The following is a 19,641-nucleotide window of genomic DNA, read 5'->3' as shown; positions in this document are numbered from 1 at the left end:
TACCTTCATAAATAGTCTTTCCCAAAAATAAGGTCTAGAAAAGAACCCGAAATGCAGCTCCCTCGAAGGAAATCTGACTGGATGAAGGCAATTCTACCCATTTATCATTCTCCCACTTTTGAATGGCTAAAGAAAGAGGGGCTTTTAAAAAGAGCATTTTTTCTTGAGGATCCATTTTAAATTTATCTGAAGCAAAACCAGAACACCTCCCACTCCTTAGAAAAGAATCAGGAATAACATCCCAGCAATAAAACATGGGAGATGTCTCAAAAATGGATAATCCCAAGACAGTGCTTTTAATTTATTTAATTATTTAGTTTATTTTTTTCAAAAAAAAAGAGCCCTAATCTAGAGCTCTTCAGTTTATCTGCATGGCTTTTAAAAACGATAACCTAGGTTAAACCCTGCATTAAATTCAATTCCTGTAAATCTATCTATTACATCATCACTAAAATTTCTCCCGATGCTAGCATAAGGGCCAAAAGCAAAATGCTCAGAAACTTCCCACTTGTAACCTGCTCCTGCACCTAAAATAAAGGCTGTCATATCAGTCGTTTCTATACCTCCTGACTCGGAAGGTTCCTCAAAGTCCCCAAATCTGATTTTTGCCAGGGGAAAGAGGTAAAAACGACCACTTCCATTACTATTCAGATAAAAATTCATAGCCGCTTGCACGGAATTCGTCTTATATTTCTTCCCTTTCTTTTCATTATTAAATCCAAATCGGTCATTGAAGAACCCTTTGAACTCAAGGGAATGGTCTTCACTCAAATAACGTTCGTACGCAACTTCAAAAGACCCAAACATGATTAAGGTGAGGAAGTTAACTTTTATTTCATTGTTGAAATCTCCATAATAATTACTCCCCGAGCTACTAGAAACGACTTCCTGTGCAGCTAAAGATCCAATCACTCCGAAGATCAATGCAATGGTTACAATGGATTTTCTCATATTATTTTTTTTAAATAGAATGACAATTCTTACGCCAACTGCATTTGATAGTGAAGAATATTACATTCCTCAAAAACATCTCCTACCTTCTCAAACTTAAATTTGGTATATAAAGGTACAGCATCCAATTGTGCATTTAAATATTTCATCTTGCCTTTTGACTTAGGATCTGACTGAATATCAAGCAAAACCGCTTTTACCATACTTTGACCAACTCCTTTTCCCCTGGCTTCTTTCAAAACTGCAAAGCGCTCCAATTTGACTCCCTTTTCAGTAAACCTCCATCGGGCAGCACCAACCGGTTCGTCATCTAGCGTAGCCAAAAAGTGGGTAGAATTTTCCTCAAATTCATCGTATTCTGCCTCTGCTGGAACTTTTTGTTCGACCACGAAAACCTGTTTCCGTATAGCGTAGACCTTCTTCAACCGATCTTGGTCCTCAGCTGCTACTTTTTCTACTTCCAGTTTCATTTTTGATTCGGTCTTTTTCAGCTTGATCTTTTTCGTAAGCCTCTATGATAGATTTGACTAGTTTATGTCGGATCACATCTTTTCCACTCAAATTCACCACACCGATTCCTTTCACATTTTTCAGGATCTTCAAAGCTTCAGAAAGACCAGATTTCTGACGAACAGGTAAATCAACCTGGGTTTGGTCCCCTGTGATAATCACCTTGGAGTTAGGTCCCATTCGAGTAAGGAACATTTTTATTTGTTCGTTGGTCGTGTTCTGAGCCTCATCCAATAATACAAAAGCATCATGAAGGGTTCTACCTCTCATATATGCCAATGGTGCTATTTCTATGACCCTTGTTTCTTGGTAAAACTTCAGTTTTTCGGAAGGAACCATATCAGAAAGGGCATCATAGATCGGCCTCAAATAGGGATCTAATTTCTCCTGAAGATCTCCAGGAAGAAATCCAAGATTTTCTCCAGCCTCCACAGCTGGACGGGTAATGATGATTCGTTTCACCTCACGGTTCTTGAGCGCTCTTACTGCCAGCGCCACTGCAATATATGTCTTCCCTGTACCTGCTGGACCTAATGCAAAAACCAAATCATTATTCATTGCAGACTCGACCAATTTTCTCTGATTAGGAGATTTGGGCTTGATGACCAATCCCTTATTCCCAAAAACGATTACTTGATCTCTACTTGCTTCTTCGAAAGGCACCCCTTCCACATCCAAATAATCCTTGACATTTTCTGGTGTAAGATGACCAAAGCGCTCCAAATGTTCCAACAATAAGTTGAGCACATCATTTATTCGCAAAATCTCTGGTGCTCCACCCTTGATTCGGATTTCATTTCCCCTGGAAATAATCTTACTCTGAGGGAAAGCAAGCGCTATTTGCTTGATATTTTCATTGGCCTGACCTAAAAATTCGGCCAAAGGCACGTTTTCTAAAGTGATTACTTTTTCTACCAATCTGTTTTCTTTGATTAGATTATCCTTAGACGAACAAATAAATTTCTATTTTTGTCCGCAGCTCCTCTAACAAAAGTACACAATTTTAATTGACATGCTCCTATGGCTTTGGTGACATTCCTCTCAGATTTTGGGGACAAAGATTATTACGTTCCTGCAGTAAAAGCCAAAATGCTTGCAGTGAACCCACAATTGAACATTATAGATATTTCACATTCTATAGACACGTTTGACCTCGCCCACGCGGCATTTGTCTTACGTTCTACTTTTCGTGATTTCCCAAAGGGTACCGTACATCTGGTGGCCATCAATACCACTGGATCCTATACACATGGTTATATAGGGATCAAACTGGAAGAACATATTTTCTTAGGTCCCAACAATGGGATTTTGAGTTTATTGGCAGATCATGACCCAGGAATCATGGTTCAATTTGCAGACATTCACTTGAAGGACACTTCCTTTCCTGCCAAAGATATTTTAGCTCCTATTGCAGCCAAAGTAGCCAGTGGTGCCGCGATCCATGATTTTGGAGGACCATTGACTAATTTCCGGAAACTGATGGGACGCCAAGCCAAAGCTACCCGGGAGCAAATTCTTGGGCATGTGGTACGCGTAGATCGATATGGTAATTTGATCACTAACATCCAGAAAGAGGTGTTTGACAAACTAAACCCTGGAAAATTCACCATTGCATTCGGCAGAGAAGAAGTTACCCGATTGGATAAAGGATATGATCAAGTGGAACCAGGAGATTGCTTCGCTTTTTTCAACAGCTTGAATTTATTAGAAATCGGTATAAACCATGGGCATGGGGCAGATTTATTGGGTTTGAAATATGACAGTGTGGTCTTCGTGAATTTCAACCCATAAAGCCATGTTGATCCGGATTGTACGTATGACATTTCATGAAGAAAAAGTGGCTGCTTTTTTAGAGAATTTTGAGATTCATAAGAAATCCATCCGGAATTTTCCTGGTTGCCATCATTTAGAGCTTTGGCAGGATGAAAATAAAAAAAATATTTTCATGACGTATAGCCATTGGGAAAGCGAAGAGCACCTGAATCAATATCGTGATTCTGAGCTATTTAATAACGTATGGACTTTCACTAAGACCTTGTTTTCAGAAAAACCTCAAGCCTTTAGTTCAAAAAAATTACAGAAAGTGGAAAAATGAGTTTGTAGAAAAAAAATTCTTTACTCATATTTGCATCCCGTTACGAAAGCAACGGACCGAGATTCTGAGAATTCAGAATTTACCAAAAGCCCAGGTGGCGGAATTGGTAGACGCGTTGGTCTCAAACACCAATGCCTTCGGGCGTGCCGGTTCGACTCCGGCCCTGGGTACACAAAACCCCTTCAGAAGCAATTTTGAAGGGGTTTTCTTTTTAATTTTAAGGCTGAATGCTTTTTACGTCTATGCCATTAAAAGCATTTCACGAAATTATATTTATGTAGGCCTTACCAATAACCCTAAAAGGAGGTTTTTGGAGCATAATTTTGGAGCATAATAAAGGATATAACAAAACCACGAAACCCTATGCTCCTTTTGTCAGAATCTACCTTGAAGGATTTAATACAAGGACACTAGCTAGAAATAAAGAAAAATATCTTAAAAGTGGATCAGGAAAGGAATTCCTTAAATCGCTTCATTGATTTAAGTTCGACCCTGCCTGCCGGCAGGCAGGTCCGGCCCTGGGTACAAAAGCTCGCTAAAAAGCGGGCTTTTTCTTTTTAGATCCAAGAATAAACCTCAAAAACAAAGGCCCGCATTCCTGCGAGCCTTTTATACTTCAAAATTCTCATTTCAGAATTTAATTCCCTCTCAATATTTCCATTGGAGGCTGATTGATGATTTTCCTTCCATTCAACCATCCCAAGACAATCGTCAGGGCAGTAATTCCCAAATAAAGGATCAATGCTGAACCCCAAGCTCCACGGAATTGGATATTGAATACAAATTCACTCAGTAACCAGGTGGCTCCAAAAGACAAGATAATCCCTGACATTGAGGCCAAACTTCCCAAAAAGAAATATTCCAAGGTGTTGATTTTACTCACTATACCCGAATTGGCACCTAAGGTTCTCAACAAAATACTTTCACGCATACGCTGATACTTAGAAATAATCAAGGAACTGATCAACACCAAAATCCCTGTAGCAATACTAAAGAAGGCCATAAACTGAATCACAAAGCTGATCTTACCCAAAATTTCCTCCAAAGTTGCCACGATCGTCCCTAGGTTAATAATGGAAATATTAGGGAATTGCCTTACGATATCCGCCTGTACCGAACCTGCCTCTCGATCATTCTTGGTTTTGGTAATCAGCACATGAAACTTAGGTGCTTGTTCTAATACTCCATTAGGAAATAGAACCAAAAAATTGGTAGAAACCTGATTAAACTTCACATCTCGGAAACTCCCAATATAGGTTTTGATTGGACGTCCCTGTACATTAAACTCAATCTCATCTCCTATTTTTAATCGATTCCCCTCCGCAAATCCTTTTTCAAAACTGACAAAAATACTATCCCCACGAGCACCAACAGGAATTAAATCTCCCGAAGTCAAAGTCTCTGAGGAGATCAAAGTATCCCGATAGGTCACCCTGAATTCCCGATTATAAATCCAACGAGAATAATCTTCCTCTTCTGGCAGTTCTTCATTTGCCTGTTTATCAATCCCATTGATCGCATTCAGTTGCATGGTCACGATGGGGACTTCTTGCATGATAGGTAAATCGTAAGATTCTATTTTATCCTTTACCGCCTGCAATTGGGCCGTTTGGATATCAAAAATCAGCATATTGGGCTGGTCTTCTTTATCAGCGAAACGCGCTTCTTCCAACAATTGATTTTGAAGGAAAAAGAGGGTAGAAATCATCGCCGTACCCAATCCAATGGTGGCAATTAAAGAAACCGTTTGGTTGTTTGGACGGTACAAGTTGGCTAAAGACTGCCTTAAAGGATAGGAAAAAGAGATAGGTAGAAATTTCCTGACTGCCCAAATAATGGACTGTGCAATGCCCCATAATATGCCAAAAGCAAAAACCACGAAAGCAGTAAAACCAAAGGCAAAATCCACCCGATCCAGCAGATAAAAACTAAATGCCCAAATAAACAATAAAATCCCTGCAATTACCATCCATCGAAGTGGATCTTTCAACAAGGTAGTATCAGCTGTTTCAGGTCTTAAGGTGGCCATCGGAGACACATTTCGAACCTTCAACAAAGGCAATAAAGCAAACAATACTGAAACAAAGAGACCGGTGATGATTCCAAAACCAACAGAGAGCCAAGAAATGCCAAAACTTACCTCAACAGGTAAGAAATCAGCAAATACAGCAGGCAGCACAAATTGTAATAGAGTACCCAAAAAGGCACCAAGTAGTGCTCCCACCAAGCCCATGATCTTGATTTCAGCCAAATAGATTAAAAGAACATCCCTCGATGAGACGCCCAAGCATCTCAACACTGCTACAGAAGCAAGCTTTTCCTTCACAAATACGTTCACTGCGCTTGCCACGCCTACACAACCTAATAATAAGGCGATAAATGCCACCAAACTCAGAAAGTTGGACATATTGGAGAATGACCTCCCAGTGGAACGCTTTTGATCTTCTACAGTATCTGCATCTACCCGATCAATTTCCCATTGTTCATCATAAGGTTGAATCAGCTCATCTACATTGGTTCCTTGTTCAAACAAATAATACCGGTTGTAATTTACCCTGCTTCCATATTGAACCAAACCAGTTTCCTCAAGGTAATCCATGGGTATATAAACCGCAGGTGCTACCGTCGCAGTGATCCCCGTTTGCCCTGGTACTGATTGTAATTCTCCGGAAACCACAAATTCCACATTCCCTACCTTGATCACATCTCCGACTTCAGCATTAAACTGAGCCATCAAAGTTTTTTCTACTAAGGCCTTTTTCCCTCCTGCCCTAAAATCTGCTTCTCCTGAGACAGGAATAGTTTCTAAAACACCATAAAAAGGGAAAGCTCCTTCCAACGCCCGAACTTGGGTAAGTCTACTGGCTCCGGTTCGAGGATAGGCTACCATGGAGGCGAAATTTACCTCAGAGGCCATTTCAATAGCTAAAGAATCTACAGACTGATCCCCTAAAGGTTGATTGTTTTCCAATCTCAAATCTGCTCCTAAAAGCTCTTTGGCCTGATTGTCAATATCTTTTGTCAGATTTTCGCCAAAACTACTAATCGCTACCAAAGCAGCTATTCCTACTACGATGGAACTGACAAATAATAAAAGTCTAGAGATGTTTTTCCGGAAGTCCCGAAAAGCCATCTTCATTATCCATCTAAAATCAGGCATGGGCATCCTCCTGTATTTTACCACCTTTGATATGAATAATACGCTGGGTTTTTGCTGCCAAATCCAAATCATGAGTCACCAATACCAAAGTGGTTCCTTGCTCTTTATTTAGATCGAAAATCAACTTTTCGATCATCTCTCCTGTTTCCGTATCCAAATTCCCTGTAGGTTCATCCGCAAATAAAATCTTAGGCTCATTGGCAAATGCCCTTGCAATGGAAACTCGCTGCTGTTCCCCCCCTGAAAGTTGTGTCGGGTAATGAGTCGCCCTATCTCCTAAACCTACCTTTTCTAATAATTCCTGTGCCTTCACACGGGCATCTTTCCTTTTTTTCAGCTCCAAAGGAACCATGACATTTTCTAAGGCAGTCAAAGTGGGTAAAAGCTGAAAATTCTGGAAAATGAAACCAACATGCTGATTTCTCACCGCTGCACGTTGATCTTCATTCATGGTCTGAAGATTTTCTCCATTTAGACTTACACTTCCTTTGGAAGCGGAGTCTAATCCGGCACAAAGTCCCAAAAGGGTGGTTTTTCCGCTACCTGAAGGGCCTACAATGGATATAATCTCTCCAGACTCTATATCAAATGACACTTCATCCAGCACAGTAAGTTTTCTACTGCCACTTTGGTAGACCTTGCTTAGGTCAGAAACTGATAAAATATTCATGGGGTGGTAAAAGAAGTAGGTAAAAGGATTGGCTATGACTTAACGATAAACCTCCAATTTAGTTTGTGGAAGATAGTAATCAAGCCATAAACCAACAAATTAGAGTAGGCACTCCCAGAAAAAGGGTTCATTTCCAACTCCAATGTCCCATTTTTGAGTATTTGAATTAGAATAATCGAACCTTTTGGCACGAAATTGCTTTTGGGTATATAGTTTTACATGTTAAACTATTGAACCCTATGAATCTTCAATTCAAGAATTTTCCAATATTCATTCTTAGCCTAGCTCTTAGCCTTTCCCTTATCTCTTGCTCAGAGAAAAAAGAGAAGGTTGCTCAAAATCAGACCAAAGAAGAAGTTGTAGAAGAAAAAAGTGACGAGAAGATCATCTTGTTTTTTGGCAATAGCCTCACTGCTGGATATGGGATTGAGCAGGATCTCGCGTTCCCAGGTTTGGTTCAAGCACGCTTAGATAGTTTAGGAGAAAACTATAAAGTAATCAATGGAGGACTGAGCGGAGAAACTACTGCTGGTGGAGTGGGAAGAATCGACTGGTTTCTAGAAGATGAACCAGACATTTTTGTACTAGAACTTGGGGGCAATGATGGCCTGAGAGGAATCCAGTTAAGTGAAACCAAAAAGAATCTTTTAACGATCATTGATAAGGTTCAAACCAAATATCCAGACACCAAAATCATTTTGGCAGGAATGCAGATTCCACCTAACATGGGACCAGAATATTCTCAAGAATTCCAATCTATTTACCCAGAAGTAGCAAAAGAAAAGGATGTGACTCTCATTCCATTTTTATTACAAAATGTCGGAGGCATTAAAGAACTCAACTTACCCGATGGAATCCATCCCACCGAAGAAGGTCATAAGCTAGTGTTTGAAAATGTATGGGAATACCTGAAGGAAGAAATTTAGCAGATCAGATTCTTCAAAAATTCTAACTTTTCCGCCATTTATTGAAAATATCCCTACTCAGAGCTAATGTTAATTTCATTTTCGAAAAAATTGAAGTAATTTTTAAACTTCATTAAAAATTTTCAAAAATGAGTTTTCAGATAAAATCATCCGGAGACAGCTATGATGTAATCATTGTGGGATCTGGAGCTGGAGGCGGGATGGCCTCAAAAATCCTTTCTGAGGCCGGATTGTCAGTAGCAGTAGTAGAAGCTGGAGGTGATTTTGACCCAGCAAAAGACGAAGATAGAACTCAGCTTCGTCCACCATGGGAATCACCAAGAAGAGGTGCAGGAACAAGAATTCGCCCATTTGGTGATTTTGATGCCGCTATTGGTGGCTGGGATATAGAAGGTGAGCCATACACTAGAGCCAATGGAACTAAATTTGATTGGTTCAGGTCAAGAATGGTCGGTGGACGTACCAACCACTGGGGAAGAATATCTCTACGCTTCGGACCGAATGATTTTAAAAGAGCAAGTATTGATGGGTTAGGAGATGATTGGCCTATAGGTTATGACGACCTGAAACCATATTACGATAAAGTAGATAAGTTAATCGGTGTATTTGGTTCAAAAGAAGGTATTTATAATGAACCAGATGGATTTTTCCTTCCTCCTCCAAAGCCAAGATTACACGAGCTTTTCTTGAAAAAAGGAGCTGATAAAGCAGGAATGCCGATGATCCCGGGAAGACTTTCCATGTTGACCCGTCCGATCAATAATGAAAGAGGCGTTTGTTTCTTCTGTAGCCAATGTAATAGAGCATGTCAAGTGTATGCCGATTTCTCTGCGGGAACCTGCTTGGTTCATCCGGCTATGAAAAAGGGTAAAGTTGACTTGTACACACACTCCATGGTAAGGAAGGTAACTACAGATGATACCGGCAAAGCCACTGGGGTATCTTTTGTAAGCAAAGTCGACATGAAAGAATACAAGCTGAAATCAAGAGTGGTAGTACTTGGTGCTTCTGCTTGTGAGTCAGCTCGTATCATGATGAACTCCAAATCCAAAACCCATCCAAATGGCATTGGCGGTGATTCCGGTGCCTTGGGACGTTACCTTCATGACTCTACCGGTGCAGATAGAATGGGAATCCTTCCTGATCTGATTGACAGAGACAGATACAATGAGGACGGTGTAGGCGGTATGCACATGTACACTCCATGGTGGTTGGACAACAAAAAGCTAGATTTTGCCAGAGGATACCATATTGAGTATTGGGGTGGAATGGGCCAACCTTCCTACGGAGCTGGCGGTGGCATGGACACCATGCGTAAATTCATCAAAGATGAGTTTGGCAACCCAAGCCCAAATGGAGGATATGGAGAAGGATTGAAGAAAGACGTGAGAAGAATCTACGGATCCACCCTAGGCATGTCAGGAAGAGGAGAAAGTATTCCTCGTTATGAAAACTACTGCGAAATCGATCCTAACACTGTAGATAAATATGGTATCCCTGTATTGAAGTTCAATTACAACTGGACTGATCAGGAGTTGAAGCAAGCCAAGCACATGCATGATACCTTTGAGGAAATATTAACCAATGCGGGAGCGATCCTATTGGGTGAAAAGCCAGGGCCAGAATCTCAGTATGGATTGCATGCTCCAGGTAGAATCATCCACGAAGTAGGCACTACCAGAATGGGGAATAGCCCTAAAGGTTCTGTGGTCAACTCAAATTGCCAGGCACATGACTGTGACAATTTGTTCGTGGTAGATGCTGGGCCTTTTGTATCTCAAGCAGATAAGAATCCAACTTGGACCATTTTAGCCCTAAGCTGGAGAACTTCAGAATATATTGTGGATCAATTGAAACAAAAAAATATCTAAGCCATGAACAGAAGAGAAAACCTAAAATTACTCTTTACCGGTTCGGTTGGAACAGGCTTATTATTAGCAGGATGTTCTCCTGAAGAGCAGGCGCTTCCTAAACAAGCACTACTATCTGGAGGGACCATTGGAGGAAGAACCGAAGAGGAGAAATTAAGAGATCAAGAACTTCTTTCAGAAAACTTCTTTACAGAAGATGAAATGAAGAAACTCAATATCTTGGTGGATATCATTATCCCAAAGGATGCTGAATCTCCTTCTGCCACAGAAGTAAAAGTTCCAGAATTCATGGAATTCATCATGAAGGACATGCCCTATAATCAAACCCCGATGAGAGGTGGATTGATGTGGCTGGACTTTGAAGCTGATGAGAAATTCGGTAAGCCATTCTTGGAACTAAGCCATGATCAAGTAATTGAAATCGTAGAATTGGTAGCGTGGCCGGATAAAGCAACTCCTGAATATGAAGGAGCTGTCAAATGGTTTAACCTGCTTAGAAATCTTACTTGTTCAGGTTATTTCTCTACCGAAGCGGGATGGAAATACATTGATTACAGAGGAAATCAACCTAATGTTTGGGATGGGGTACCTCAAGAAGTGATGGATAAACATGGCTTTACCTTACCTGAAAAATATGTACCGATCTATCTCAAACCGGAAGACCGTGGTACGGTAGCCAAATGGGATGAGGAAGGAAACCTAATCGGTTAAAATTTTGACCAGAAGCCTCTGAAAACTAATTTTTCAGGGGCTTTTTTCTTTCGAATTTTTCCAGATAAATTCTAATTAGTATTTTTCAAGAAACTAAACCACATGAAATCTTTACTCAAAACCAGCTTCTACCTTTTGCTGCTTTCTGCTATTTCTTGCTCCGAGAAATCAGAGACGATTATTGAACCCACCTCTTATTCTTTAGAAATATTGGACTCATTGGACCTCGCTATACTTGGAAATCCTTTGATAGCTGATGTTAAATCTGATGGATCAAAATTTCTTTTTTATGACTTTGCGAGCTCAGACCTAATCGTCACAAATGCGGAAGGTGAGATTCAAAGTAAATTCTCAAAAAAAGAGGACACCCCTGATGCCTATGGTTTCATGATGGAAGTACCCGGTTTTTTTGGCTCAAATCAAATAGCTATTGTAGGAATGAAGGGCATTTTCCTTTATGATTATGAAGGTAATTTGATCAAGAAAATGGATCATCCAGAATCCCTTGGAGGAGCAGGTTTTATGGCCTTTCCAGGGAAACACACAGAATCCACGGAAATCAATGGAAATGACTATTTGATCACAAAGTCTGTCAGGTCAAGGGATAGTTTTAATGGCGAAATGAAATTCTATAATAGTTTCAAGGCATTGGAATTAATCAATCCTGAATCAGGAAGTTTCACTGAAATGGTTCCGTTTGAAGAGGGAAGTATGTTTTTGAACGGCACAGGTTATTATGAAAGCGACTATGCCCCAGCTTTTGAAACAAAAGATGGAAAACTATATATCAGTCTTGGAGCAGAACAAAAACTCCATGTTTACAATCTTTCTTCAGAAGGAGCATCTCTTGACACTGCTATCTCCTTTTCTATTCCTGGTTTTGAAACATTAGTACCTAAAGATCTATCTGAGTTTTCCGAAGGAACTGTTACAATTAGTGGAAGCACCCCTTCCATTCGGAATATCCATATTATTGACAATAAAATTTTATTGCATTACTACCCAGGTATAGATCCTGAAAAGATGAAAGAAGCAGAACTTCTTTGGGAACAAGGCAAACAAGAAGAGGCTGGAGAATTATATGAAAAACTAGAAGCAGAACTGGACCAAGGACTTTTAGTGATTGATCAAAATTCTTTAAAACTTGAAGGAATCATCCCCCTTCCTGACAACATAAATAAAACTGGGTTTACTTCTGCAAATGGATTTCTCTGGATGGAAAAAGCAGCCAATGAAGAACAAGAGGAAGATTTTTTAAGAATATACAAGGTAAAAATTCTAGAAAAATGAAACTCAAAACCAACTTATTGATAGTCACTTTAGCTGTTTTCTCAATTGCTTGCTCAGAGGAAAAAGTGGCTGAACAGACCTCTATTCCCCTTCCTTCTCAAAATTTAGAGTTTGAAATATACGATTCACTGGTAGTGGATCATTTAGGCAACTTGACCCTAATGGACATCAGTCCTGATGGAAGCACCTTTCTTTTGCAGGATCAAGGGTCCAATGATATTTTAGTTATAAATGGCCAAGGAGAAATCCTATACCAATACAACAACTCGGAAGACGGCCCCAATTCCTACATAAATAAAAGTGGGAAAGCCTTATTCATCAACAATGAGGAATACCTTATCCCAACCACGATGAACCTTGTCCAATACAAGCTTTCGGGAGAACTTCTCAATACCTTTAAACCAGAATTTTCTGGCAGTGCCAATCTGATCGTTTCTTCTTCAAAATCAGTAATCAAACAGGGCGAAAATTATTTCTTCAAAATCCAGGGAAGGTATCCAGAACAAAATGATCTTGTTAACAGCAGGAATTTAGAAAAGGTGAATGTGAATACCGGAGAATACCAACCAATTATTCCAATTCCTAAATCTTCTAAGTTTGCAAATCCAGAAGCTAATTTTGCTGGCTTTGATTATTATCCTGTTTTTGACGTGGATCAGGATTCCTTGTATTTCATATTTAGGAATGAGCCCAATCTTTACACCTTCTCCTTATCCAATTTGGATAGTCCTGCATTTACCAAAACGATTCCGTTTGAGGAATTCATAGAGCGTAACAGCAGTCAAGGATTAGAAAACGGAGGCTTCAATATTAGGGACCTTTTACTGGGGTCAATCAATGACCTTAAAAAAATGGAGAGTGGAGAATTCTTGATCTTTTACACTTCAGGGTTGACAGACCAAGAGGCCGAAGAAGCAATGTCTGGTGTTTCTAGTGATTTCAATCAAATTTTTGAAAATGCGGATAAAGTGAATACGACAGGCTATGTAATTTTTGACGGACAAGCGGTGAGTAAACTCATCGAAAAAAATGAGCTTTTATCCAATTTGGCAAAATTTGTCTCCAGAGATGAAATTTGGTTCAATTTGAATTTCTCAGAAGTAGAAAACGATTATTCCGTTATTTACAAAACCCGGATTGTACAGAAATAAAAAAAGCCATTTTAATTCATCTTCAAATGGCTTTTCTATTCCCATGTGAGTTTAAAACAATCGGAATCCTAAGGATAGAATCCATTGGTTCAGTCGATGGTCTGTTTCATAACCTCCCACCGAGTTAGAGATATTCCCTAAAGCGCTTTCGTATTTGGCATCGATAATCAGGTTTCCTATATCCAAACCAAGACCTGCCTGGTAACCTAGGGTAGATTTTTTAAAGTCCACATCCCGCACATCTTCTCCCGCATTCTTTAATTCCGAGTTGACATTAAAGCTTGCAATAGGCCCCGCTTGAAGCCTCAACACATTGAATAACTTGAACCCTAGCATCACTGGGACATCCAGTCTATTAAAGCTAGACTCATACTCATTGCTTGGCTGAGATCCCATCTCCTCAAAGGAGAACCTTGCTTTGGTTTGAGTATACAGTAATTCAGGTTGAACAAAGAAACCACCTAATCCTACCCTTGCAAACAATCCGACATGATAGCCAAACTTGGCATCTCCAGATTTAAGGTACTCTTTTGAAAGGTCTAATTTGGTTTGGCTGATCCCCACCTTGGGTCCGATGGCAAAATCCTGAGAGAATGCCGATAGGGCAAAGCTCAAAAAGGCGAACGTAAAAAGAAGTTTTTTCATAGCTGCTAAATTGGTTTAGTCACCTAATAACGAAGGTTTGTGAAAAAAATTTAGCAATGTTCTTGCCAAGCCAACAATCAATTGAGCTGGGCGTCCACTTTTAGTTTGGCTAAAGTGTATAAATCATAAAAATCCAGAGGTTTAGAAACCAGCGAATCGAAAGCAATCGCACTCTTTTTACGGTAATATTCTACATCTCCTGCAGTAAAACCTATAACTGGAATTCTTTTGGAAAAATCCTGCTTTTTGAAATTCATTAAAAATTCAATGCCATCCATTTCTGGCATGACTATATCGGTAAGGATTACATGAAAGCCATGATCGGTTTCTAAAACCTTCAATGCCTCCAATCCATTATGCGCAGTAACCACCATGTCATGGGACTTTTCGAAAATCTTTCGAAGAATCAATAAGTGAATCTCATCATCGTCGACTACTAATACACGCATACTTGGTATGTCATTTTACAAAATACTTTTATAAGTATATGAAATTCATCTCATACCAGCATCAATTCCAAAAAGATATTTATTCAAAACAAAAAAAGGGAGCTTAAAAGCCCCCTTATTTAATTCTTAGTATTGGTTTTATGCAGCTTGAGGATCCCCAAATACTCCAACCATGTTTAAAATCAACAAGATGATAACAATCGGACAAACCCATTTGATGAAGAACATCCATCCTGTTCTAAACAAACCTTTAAACCCAGGAGCTCCTGAAGCCAATTCATCTGCATAATCGGAGAGCTTTTGTCCCCAACCTGTATACAAACTTAACATCAGACAAATCACAATCACTGCGAAAGTACCGAATACGAAGTCCATGATTCCGAAGAACCCTTCCAGTTGGTTACCGAAGAAATTTAAATGGAAAGAATGAAAGAAGTTACCAGGAATCTGGGACAAAGCTGAAGGCACAGATAGTAACATGGCTGCGATACCTACTGTCCACGTTGCTCTTTTTCTTCCCCACTTTTTGTCATCAATCAAATATGCAACTGGTACTTCCAACATGGAAATTGTGGAGGTCAAAGCAGCTACCATCAATAAAATGAAAAACAAACCTCCAATAATATTACCGCCTGGCATGGCATCAAATACCTTTGGAAGTACATCAAAAACCAATGCTGGTCCTGCTGCAGGATCTTTTCCAGGTAATAAGGCGAAAAGCGCCGGGAAAACCATTAAACCACCTAGGAGTGCTACGGAAGTATCCATCCCAGCAATCCAACCAGAAGACTGGATGATATTGGCACTTTTAGGTAAATAAGAGCCGAACGTAATCATCAAACCCCATCCTACAGACATGGAGAAGAATGCTTGACCGAGTGCCTGAAGGATCACAGTAGCATTAATCTTGGAGAAATCTGGGGTTAGGTAATATTCAATTCCAGCTTCAGCACCTTCCAGTGTAACTGACCTTCCAGCAATGAAAATGATAATAATGAATAATACAGGCATCAAAAATTTAGATGCTTTTTCAATTCCTCCACTTACTCCCCCTAAAACGATCAAGATCGTCATCATGATGAAAATGAAAGTCAATGGAATCACATACATCGGAGTTTCTACAAACACCTCAAAATCAATAGGAATATTGATGATTTCGGTAAAAATATACCCTACCGTCCATCCAGCGATTACTGAATAGTAGCTAAAAACAAAAAAGCAGACCAATACACAAAGTACTCCTGCTATTTGCCAAAATTTATTCCCTCCTGTTTCACGAATGGCTCCAATTGGGTTTTTACCTGATTTTCTACCTAAAGCAATTTCATTGAACAAAAGAGGTAAAGCGATTAAGAGTACACAAATAATGTATACAAAAACAAAAGCGCCTCCTCCGTTTTCACCTACTAGATACGGGAATCTCCAAATGTTCCCCAGACCTACTGCCGAACCTGCTGCGGCCATGATAAATCCGAGGCTCGACCCCCACTGACCTCTTTCTTCGGTGTTTGGACTTGCTGCCATAAATTATTACTTAATTAAATTTGAGTGATACTAAAGTTAAATATTGGGTAAGACTAGCTGTTTTACGAGCTGGCTAAGATAATTTGTTTTGATAAAATACCAATTGCCGTTCGGAAAGTTTTAGGCTCAAAATCAAGGACTTTTCTGGCTTTTTCAATAGAAAATCCTGTTTTAAGGGGTCTTTTTGCTGGCTGAGTAAATGTTTTTGAATCAACTCTTGCGATAAGGGATTTGTCTAAGCCAAAATAGTCCGCCGTAACCATGGCCATCTCATAAGGAGTAAGAAAATCGGGACCAGAAATATTAAATATTCCTTCAGCTCCTTTCTCAGCAATTAAGATACAACCCTCTGCCAAATCTTCTGCAAGCGTGGGAGTCCTGAATTGATCATCGACTACTTGAATATTTTTTCCGGATTCCAATGAAGACTTTACCCAAAGGATAATGTTGCTGCGACTCATGTCATGTGCGATACCAAACACCAGCACGGTCCTTGCAATTGCCCATTTAGTTGCGGAAGCTTGCACCAATTGCTCTGCCTCCAACTTCGTCTCCCCGTAATAATTCACCGGAGCAGGAACTGCCTGTTCATCTAAAGGACCTTCTTCTCCCGAAAAAATAAAATCAGTGGAAACAAAAATAAAGTGTGCTCCCACGCTTTCTGCAGCTCGCAATAAGTATTCAGTGGCTTTTACATTAACTTTATAGGCGGCCTCCTGGTGAAGTTCACATTCATCTACGTTGGTCATCGCTGCACCATGAATAATAATATCAGGATGAACCCTTTTAATTTCTGAATGTACTTTTGACTCGTCTGTAATGTCAAGTGTTACATATTCAAATTCCTGATTGGGAATTCGGCATGCACCTTTTCCAAAACCAATGACTTCAAAGGTCCCTCGGTCGATTAATTGGCTTACTAGCTTTTGGCCAAGCAATCCGTTTACCCCAGTAATCGCTATTTTCTGCTTACTTATTTTTGGGGTAGACAAACCCATATTCTTTCTCAATTTTATCCTTAGACATTTTTTCCACTGTCACAGTCATCCAAACCGGGTCGGTTGGTTTATCCCGAAAACCAGTTGGTTCCTCAGCAATTCTATCTACCACATCCATTCCCTGAACTACCTGACCAAAAACCGTGTATTCGCCATCCAAGTGGGGAGTTCCCCCTACCGTCGTGTAAGCTTCTACTTGGGCAGGAGAGAAATTTTTAGTCACATTAATATTCAGCGACTCTTCAATTTCCTTACTCTTTGATATCAGCAATGACGTCAAACTATCAAATTCCTGAGCCTCATATAACCTCACATATTCATTTTTTAATTCTTCTTGGCTTCCCAATTGAATGTACTTCATAAAAGCAGGCTGAAGTAAACTCAGATCCACCATCAATTCATCTTCAGAATATACTTTACCTAATACAATATAAAACTGGGATCCATTGGATCGTTTTTCAGGATTTATTCCATCTGGTTGGCGTGCCGCTGCAATCATCCCGCGTTGATGAAAATGATTCGAGGTGATTTCAGCAGGTAAGGTAGGCCAGGTAGCAGGATCCAATCCTTCTTTTGTGAAGACATCTCCTCCTTGAGCCATAAAACCTTTCATTACCCGGTGAAATTCGGTAGAATCAAATCTTCCCTCTTCCGCAAGGGAAATGAAATTGGATTTATGAACTGGGGTATCGTCAAAAAACACTGCGACTATATCTCCAAATTCGGTATGAATCGTGGCCACATAATCCTGATCCCCACCACAAGAAAAAGAGCTGATCAACAGAACAGCCCAAAGGACTAATTTAATTGGGTTCCTCACTTGTTCAATGTTGTTTTTATCTGATCTAATATCTTTTTACCACCTCTTGCAAATACTTCCTCTGCCAATTTCTCTCCTAACGCTTCCGGTTGATCTGCACTTCCGCTTACAGAAACACTGATTCTTTCTTTCCCATCTAAACTGACTATCCCCCCTTTCAAAGTAACGGTATCTCCTTGATTATCAGCCAAAGCAAAGACCGGAATACTACATCCCCCTTCTAAGACCCGCAAATAGCCTCGCTCTGCACGCAATTTGATTTCTGTTTCCCGGTGGTTACACGCTGAAATGATGAGTTCTTTTACTTTGGGATCTAAAGTGCTGGAAGCTTCAATGGCTACGGAACCTTGGCCCACGGCAGGGGTAAATTCTTCCAAGCTCAACTTTTCTACAATCATCTCATCATAGCCCATTCTATGAACTCCTGCATAGGCGAGCAAAAGTGCATCACAAAGCCCATCTTCCATTTTTCGAATTCGGGTTTGCAAATTCCCTCTTACCTCCACAGTCTTGACATGTGGGTAAAAGTGTTTGAGGGTGGCTACTCTTCTGGTAGAGGAAGTCCCCAAAACCAAAGGTTGGGAGCTATCCGAAAGTGTGATCCCTTTTTTATGTGAGGCAATCACATCATTTTCAATTTCCCTCTCAGTAAATGCAATAATTTCAAAGCCATCCGGAAGGTTTGACTGCATATCCTTGGCACTGTGAACCGCAATGTCAATTCTTCCATCCAGTAATTGATCTTCTAATTCTTGGGTAAAAACTCCTTTACTCCCAATTTTAGAAATAGACACATCTAAGATTTGGTCTCCTTTTGTATCAATGATGACAATTTCTGTGGCTAGTCCGGACTTTTGAAGAAGTTGTTCTACATGGTATGCTTGCCACAAGGCCAGTTTACTTCCTCTAGTTCCTATTTTGATCAATCTGCTCATTGATTAGTGACTCTACCGGAGTTTCTTTTTCTCTTTACTCCGCCTTCTATAAATTTAATGATTTCACCTGCGATGTCTATTCCAGTAGCTTTTTCAATTCCCTCTAGTCCAGGTGAACTGTTTACTTCAAGAATTAATGGGCCTCTGGCCGACTGTAACATATCTACACCAGCAACATCCAATCCCAAGGCCTTTGCAGCTCCTAAGGCAGCAGCCTTCTCAGCTCTCGAAAGTTTTATGACTGTAGCCATTCCTCCGCGGTGGAGATTGGATCTAAATTCACCTTCAGCACCTTGTCGTTTCATGGCCCCTACTACCTTTCCATTGACAACGAAAGCGCGAATATCGGCTCCTTTTGCCTCTTTTATAAATTCTTGGACAATAATTCTTGCCTTTAATCCATGAAAGGCTTCAATTACTGACTGTCCAGCTTTTTTTGTTTCCGCCAAAACCACTCCCAATCCTTGGGTTCCTTCCAATAGTTTGATGATCAGAGGAGCTCCACCTACTTGCTCAATTAATTGCTTCTCTCCCCCTTTGGAAAAATTGGTGAAGGCAGTCTTAGGCATGCCCAAACCCGCTGTTGATAAAATCTGCAAGCTTCTTAGTTTATCCCTGCTTCTCACTATCGCTTGGGAATTCACCACAGAAAAAGCCCCCATTAACTCAAATTGTCTTACTACAGCTGTTCCATAAAAAGTAACTGAAGCTCCTATCCTTGGAATGATGGCATCTACGTTAGTAATTTTTTCTCCTTTATAAATAATAGAAGGGCCTTCTTGCTCAATGATAATATCACAAATACTATGATTGATCACCATTCCTTCGTGGCCAGCAGCATGAACTGCTTCCAAAAGCCTTTTGGTGGAGTATAAATTTGGGTTCCTAGAAAGGATTGCAATTTTCATGATTTTCAATTTTTCCTAAAAGAAATT

At 40.0% G+C, this 19,641-nt stretch carries 21 protein-coding genes and 1 tRNA gene; 9 read left to right on the top strand and 13 right to left on the bottom strand.

Annotation, left to right across the window (positions count from 1 at the left end; translation table 11 throughout):
- Positions 1-34: 34 nt before the first annotated feature.
- From BUR11_RS21205 to BUR11_RS17050, 4 genes are all read right to left on the bottom strand, one after another.
- Positions 35-175, bottom strand: a complete 141-nt coding sequence (locus tag BUR11_RS21205; RefSeq protein ID WP_159439241.1) for a hypothetical protein — start codon at positions 173-175, stop codon at positions 35-37.
- A 203-nt stretch (positions 176-378) separates the two neighbouring features.
- The gene (locus BUR11_RS17060; RefSeq protein ID WP_074226236.1) at positions 379-951 is read right to left on the bottom strand and encodes a DUF3575 domain-containing protein; all 573 of its coding nucleotides are present in this window, start codon (positions 949-951) and stop codon (positions 379-381) included.
- Positions 952-980: 29 nt separating this feature from the next.
- Entirely contained in the window at positions 981-1,421 is a 441-nt protein-coding gene (locus BUR11_RS17055; protein WP_074226235.1) for a GNAT family N-acetyltransferase, read from the bottom strand.
- Positions 1,390-2,379, bottom strand: a complete 990-nt coding sequence (locus BUR11_RS17050; protein ID WP_074226234.1) for a PhoH family protein — start codon at positions 2,377-2,379, stop codon at positions 1,390-1,392. Before BUR11_RS17050 ends, BUR11_RS17055 begins: the two co-directional genes overlap by 32 nt.
- A gap of 102 nt (positions 2,380-2,481) precedes the next feature.
- Here BUR11_RS17050 and BUR11_RS17045 point away from each other — a divergent pair, with 102 nt between their 5' ends.
- The 4 genes from BUR11_RS17045 (at position 2,482) to BUR11_RS21425 (ending at position 3,890) form a co-directional block, all read left to right on the top strand.
- The gene (locus BUR11_RS17045) at positions 2,482-3,252 is read left to right on the top strand and encodes an SAM hydrolase/SAM-dependent halogenase family protein (RefSeq protein ID WP_074226233.1); all 771 of its coding nucleotides are present in this window, start codon (positions 2,482-2,484) and stop codon (positions 3,250-3,252) included.
- Between the two features lie 4 nt (positions 3,253-3,256).
- On the top strand, positions 3,257-3,556 hold the full coding sequence (locus BUR11_RS17040) for a putative quinol monooxygenase (RefSeq protein ID WP_074226232.1): 300 nt from the start codon (positions 3,257-3,259) through the stop codon (positions 3,554-3,556).
- Positions 3,557-3,644: 88 nt separating this feature from the next.
- A tRNA-Leu gene (locus BUR11_RS17035) sits at positions 3,645-3,726 on the top strand.
- Complete coding sequence (locus BUR11_RS21425; RefSeq protein WP_317045296.1) at positions 3,720-3,890, top strand: GIY-YIG nuclease family protein; 171 nt, start codon at positions 3,720-3,722, stop codon at positions 3,888-3,890. Before BUR11_RS17035 ends, BUR11_RS21425 begins: the two co-directional genes overlap by 7 nt.
- Positions 3,891-4,193: 303 nt before the next feature.
- Here BUR11_RS21425 and BUR11_RS17025 read toward each other — a convergent pair whose 3' ends face one another.
- Both BUR11_RS17025 and BUR11_RS17020 read right to left on the bottom strand, forming a co-directional pair.
- A complete protein-coding gene (locus tag BUR11_RS17025; RefSeq protein ID WP_074226231.1) occupies positions 4,194-6,716 on the bottom strand; it encodes an ABC transporter permease in 2,523 nt (840 codons plus the stop codon).
- On the bottom strand, positions 6,709-7,386 hold the full coding sequence (locus BUR11_RS17020) for an ABC transporter ATP-binding protein (RefSeq protein ID WP_074226230.1): 678 nt from the start codon (positions 7,384-7,386) through the stop codon (positions 6,709-6,711). Before BUR11_RS17020 ends, BUR11_RS17025 begins: the two co-directional genes overlap by 8 nt.
- A gap of 239 nt (positions 7,387-7,625) precedes the next feature.
- On the opposite strand from BUR11_RS17020, the gene BUR11_RS17015 reads away from it, so the two are divergent.
- From BUR11_RS17015 to BUR11_RS16995, 5 genes are all read left to right on the top strand, one after another.
- Positions 7,626-8,312 carry an arylesterase gene (locus BUR11_RS17015; protein WP_074226229.1) on the top strand — a complete coding sequence of 229 codons (687 nt, stop codon included), beginning with the start codon at positions 7,626-7,628 and terminating at the stop codon, positions 8,310-8,312.
- Between the two features lie 128 nt (positions 8,313-8,440).
- Positions 8,441-10,183: a GMC family oxidoreductase gene (locus BUR11_RS17010; protein WP_074226228.1), complete on the top strand. Its 1,743-nt coding sequence runs from the start codon at positions 8,441-8,443 to the stop codon at positions 10,181-10,183.
- 3 nt (positions 10,184-10,186) lie between these two features.
- On the top strand, positions 10,187-10,894 hold the full coding sequence (locus BUR11_RS17005) for a gluconate 2-dehydrogenase subunit 3 family protein (RefSeq protein WP_074226227.1): 708 nt from the start codon (positions 10,187-10,189) through the stop codon (positions 10,892-10,894).
- A gap of 102 nt (positions 10,895-10,996) precedes the next feature.
- Positions 10,997-12,184 carry a hypothetical protein gene (locus BUR11_RS17000; protein WP_074226226.1) on the top strand — a complete coding sequence of 396 codons (1,188 nt, stop codon included), beginning with the start codon at positions 10,997-10,999 and terminating at the stop codon, positions 12,182-12,184.
- Positions 12,181-13,335, top strand: coding sequence for a hypothetical protein (locus tag BUR11_RS16995; protein WP_074226225.1), 1,155 nt, complete (start codon positions 12,181-12,183; stop codon positions 13,333-13,335). Before BUR11_RS17000 ends, BUR11_RS16995 begins: the two co-directional genes overlap by 4 nt.
- Positions 13,336-13,386: 51 nt before the next feature.
- Here BUR11_RS16995 and BUR11_RS16990 read toward each other — a convergent pair whose 3' ends face one another.
- The 7 genes from BUR11_RS16990 to rimK form a co-directional block, all read right to left on the bottom strand.
- Positions 13,387-13,980 carry a porin family protein gene (locus BUR11_RS16990; protein WP_074226224.1) on the bottom strand — a complete coding sequence of 198 codons (594 nt, stop codon included), beginning with the start codon at positions 13,978-13,980 and terminating at the stop codon, positions 13,387-13,389.
- A gap of 77 nt (positions 13,981-14,057) precedes the next feature.
- Positions 14,058-14,429 (bottom strand): response regulator, encoded by a 372-nt coding sequence (locus BUR11_RS16985; protein WP_074226223.1) that lies wholly within the window; start codon positions 14,427-14,429, stop codon positions 14,058-14,060.
- Positions 14,430-14,567: 138 nt separating this feature from the next.
- Complete coding sequence (locus BUR11_RS16980; protein ID WP_074226222.1) at positions 14,568-15,953, bottom strand: sodium-dependent transporter; 1,386 nt, start codon at positions 15,951-15,953, stop codon at positions 14,568-14,570.
- A 62-nt stretch (positions 15,954-16,015) separates the two neighbouring features.
- Positions 16,016-16,951 carry an SDR family oxidoreductase gene (locus tag BUR11_RS16975; protein WP_074226221.1) on the bottom strand — a complete coding sequence of 312 codons (936 nt, stop codon included), beginning with the start codon at positions 16,949-16,951 and terminating at the stop codon, positions 16,016-16,018.
- Positions 16,923-17,771, bottom strand: a complete 849-nt coding sequence (locus tag BUR11_RS16970; protein ID WP_234982188.1) for a peptidylprolyl isomerase — start codon at positions 17,769-17,771, stop codon at positions 16,923-16,925. Before BUR11_RS16970 ends, BUR11_RS16975 begins: the two co-directional genes overlap by 29 nt.
- Positions 17,768-18,706 (bottom strand): hydroxymethylbilane synthase, encoded by a 939-nt coding sequence (gene hemC, locus BUR11_RS16965; protein ID WP_074226219.1) that lies wholly within the window; start codon positions 18,704-18,706, stop codon positions 17,768-17,770. Before hemC ends, BUR11_RS16970 begins: the two co-directional genes overlap by 4 nt.
- On the bottom strand, positions 18,703-19,614 hold the full coding sequence (gene rimK, locus BUR11_RS16960; protein ID WP_074226218.1) for a 30S ribosomal protein S6--L-glutamate ligase: 912 nt from the start codon (positions 19,612-19,614) through the stop codon (positions 18,703-18,705). Before rimK ends, hemC begins: the two co-directional genes overlap by 4 nt.
- Positions 19,615-19,641: the final 27 nt, after the last annotated feature.

The organism is Algoriphagus halophilus, assembly GCF_900129785.1.
GTDB classification, from domain to species: domain Bacteria; phylum Bacteroidota; class Bacteroidia; order Cytophagales; family Cyclobacteriaceae; genus Algoriphagus; species Algoriphagus halophilus.
Note: the sequence above shows the minus strand (reverse complement) of the source record. Positions and strands in the feature narration are given on the sequence as shown.

Bases quoted from the DNA above. Each gene is read 5' to 3' on its own strand.
- BUR11_RS21205 (WP_159439241.1), bottom strand. From the start codon at position 175: ATGGATCCTCAAGAAAAAATGCTCTTTTTAAAAGCCCCTCTTTCTTTA.
- BUR11_RS17060 (WP_074226236.1), bottom strand. From the start codon at position 951: ATGAGAAAATCCATTGTAACCATTGCATTGATCTTCGGAGTGATTGGA.
- BUR11_RS17055 (WP_074226235.1), bottom strand. From the start codon at position 1,421: ATGAAACTGGAAGTAGAAAAAGTAGCAGCTGAGGACCAAGATCGGTTG.
- BUR11_RS17045 (WP_074226233.1), top strand. From the start codon at position 2,482: ATGGCTTTGGTGACATTCCTCTCAGATTTTGGGGACAAAGATTATTAC.
- BUR11_RS17040 (WP_074226232.1), top strand. From the start codon at position 3,257: ATGTTGATCCGGATTGTACGTATGACATTTCATGAAGAAAAAGTGGCT.
- BUR11_RS17025 (WP_074226231.1), bottom strand. From the start codon at position 6,716: ATGCCTGATTTTAGATGGATAATGAAGATGGCTTTTCGGGACTTCCGG.
- BUR11_RS17020 (WP_074226230.1), bottom strand. From the start codon at position 7,386: ATGAATATTTTATCAGTTTCTGACCTAAGCAAGGTCTACCAAAGTGGC.
- BUR11_RS17015 (WP_074226229.1), top strand. From the start codon at position 7,626: ATGAATCTTCAATTCAAGAATTTTCCAATATTCATTCTTAGCCTAGCT.
- BUR11_RS17010 (WP_074226228.1), top strand. From the start codon at position 8,441: ATGAGTTTTCAGATAAAATCATCCGGAGACAGCTATGATGTAATCATT.
- BUR11_RS17005 (WP_074226227.1), top strand. From the start codon at position 10,187: ATGAACAGAAGAGAAAACCTAAAATTACTCTTTACCGGTTCGGTTGGA.
- BUR11_RS17000 (WP_074226226.1), top strand. From the start codon at position 10,997: ATGAAATCTTTACTCAAAACCAGCTTCTACCTTTTGCTGCTTTCTGCT.
- BUR11_RS16995 (WP_074226225.1), top strand. From the start codon at position 12,181: ATGAAACTCAAAACCAACTTATTGATAGTCACTTTAGCTGTTTTCTCA.
- BUR11_RS16990 (WP_074226224.1), bottom strand. From the start codon at position 13,980: ATGAAAAAACTTCTTTTTACGTTCGCCTTTTTGAGCTTTGCCCTATCG.
- BUR11_RS16985 (WP_074226223.1), bottom strand. From the start codon at position 14,429: ATGCGTGTATTAGTAGTCGACGATGATGAGATTCACTTATTGATTCTT.
- BUR11_RS16980 (WP_074226222.1), bottom strand. From the start codon at position 15,953: ATGGCAGCAAGTCCAAACACCGAAGAAAGAGGTCAGTGGGGGTCGAGC.
- BUR11_RS16975 (WP_074226221.1), bottom strand. From the start codon at position 16,951: ATGGGTTTGTCTACCCCAAAAATAAGTAAGCAGAAAATAGCGATTACT.
- hemC (WP_074226219.1), bottom strand. From the start codon at position 18,706: ATGAGCAGATTGATCAAAATAGGAACTAGAGGAAGTAAACTGGCCTTG.
- rimK (WP_074226218.1), bottom strand. From the start codon at position 19,614: ATGAAAATTGCAATCCTTTCTAGGAACCCAAATTTATACTCCACCAAA.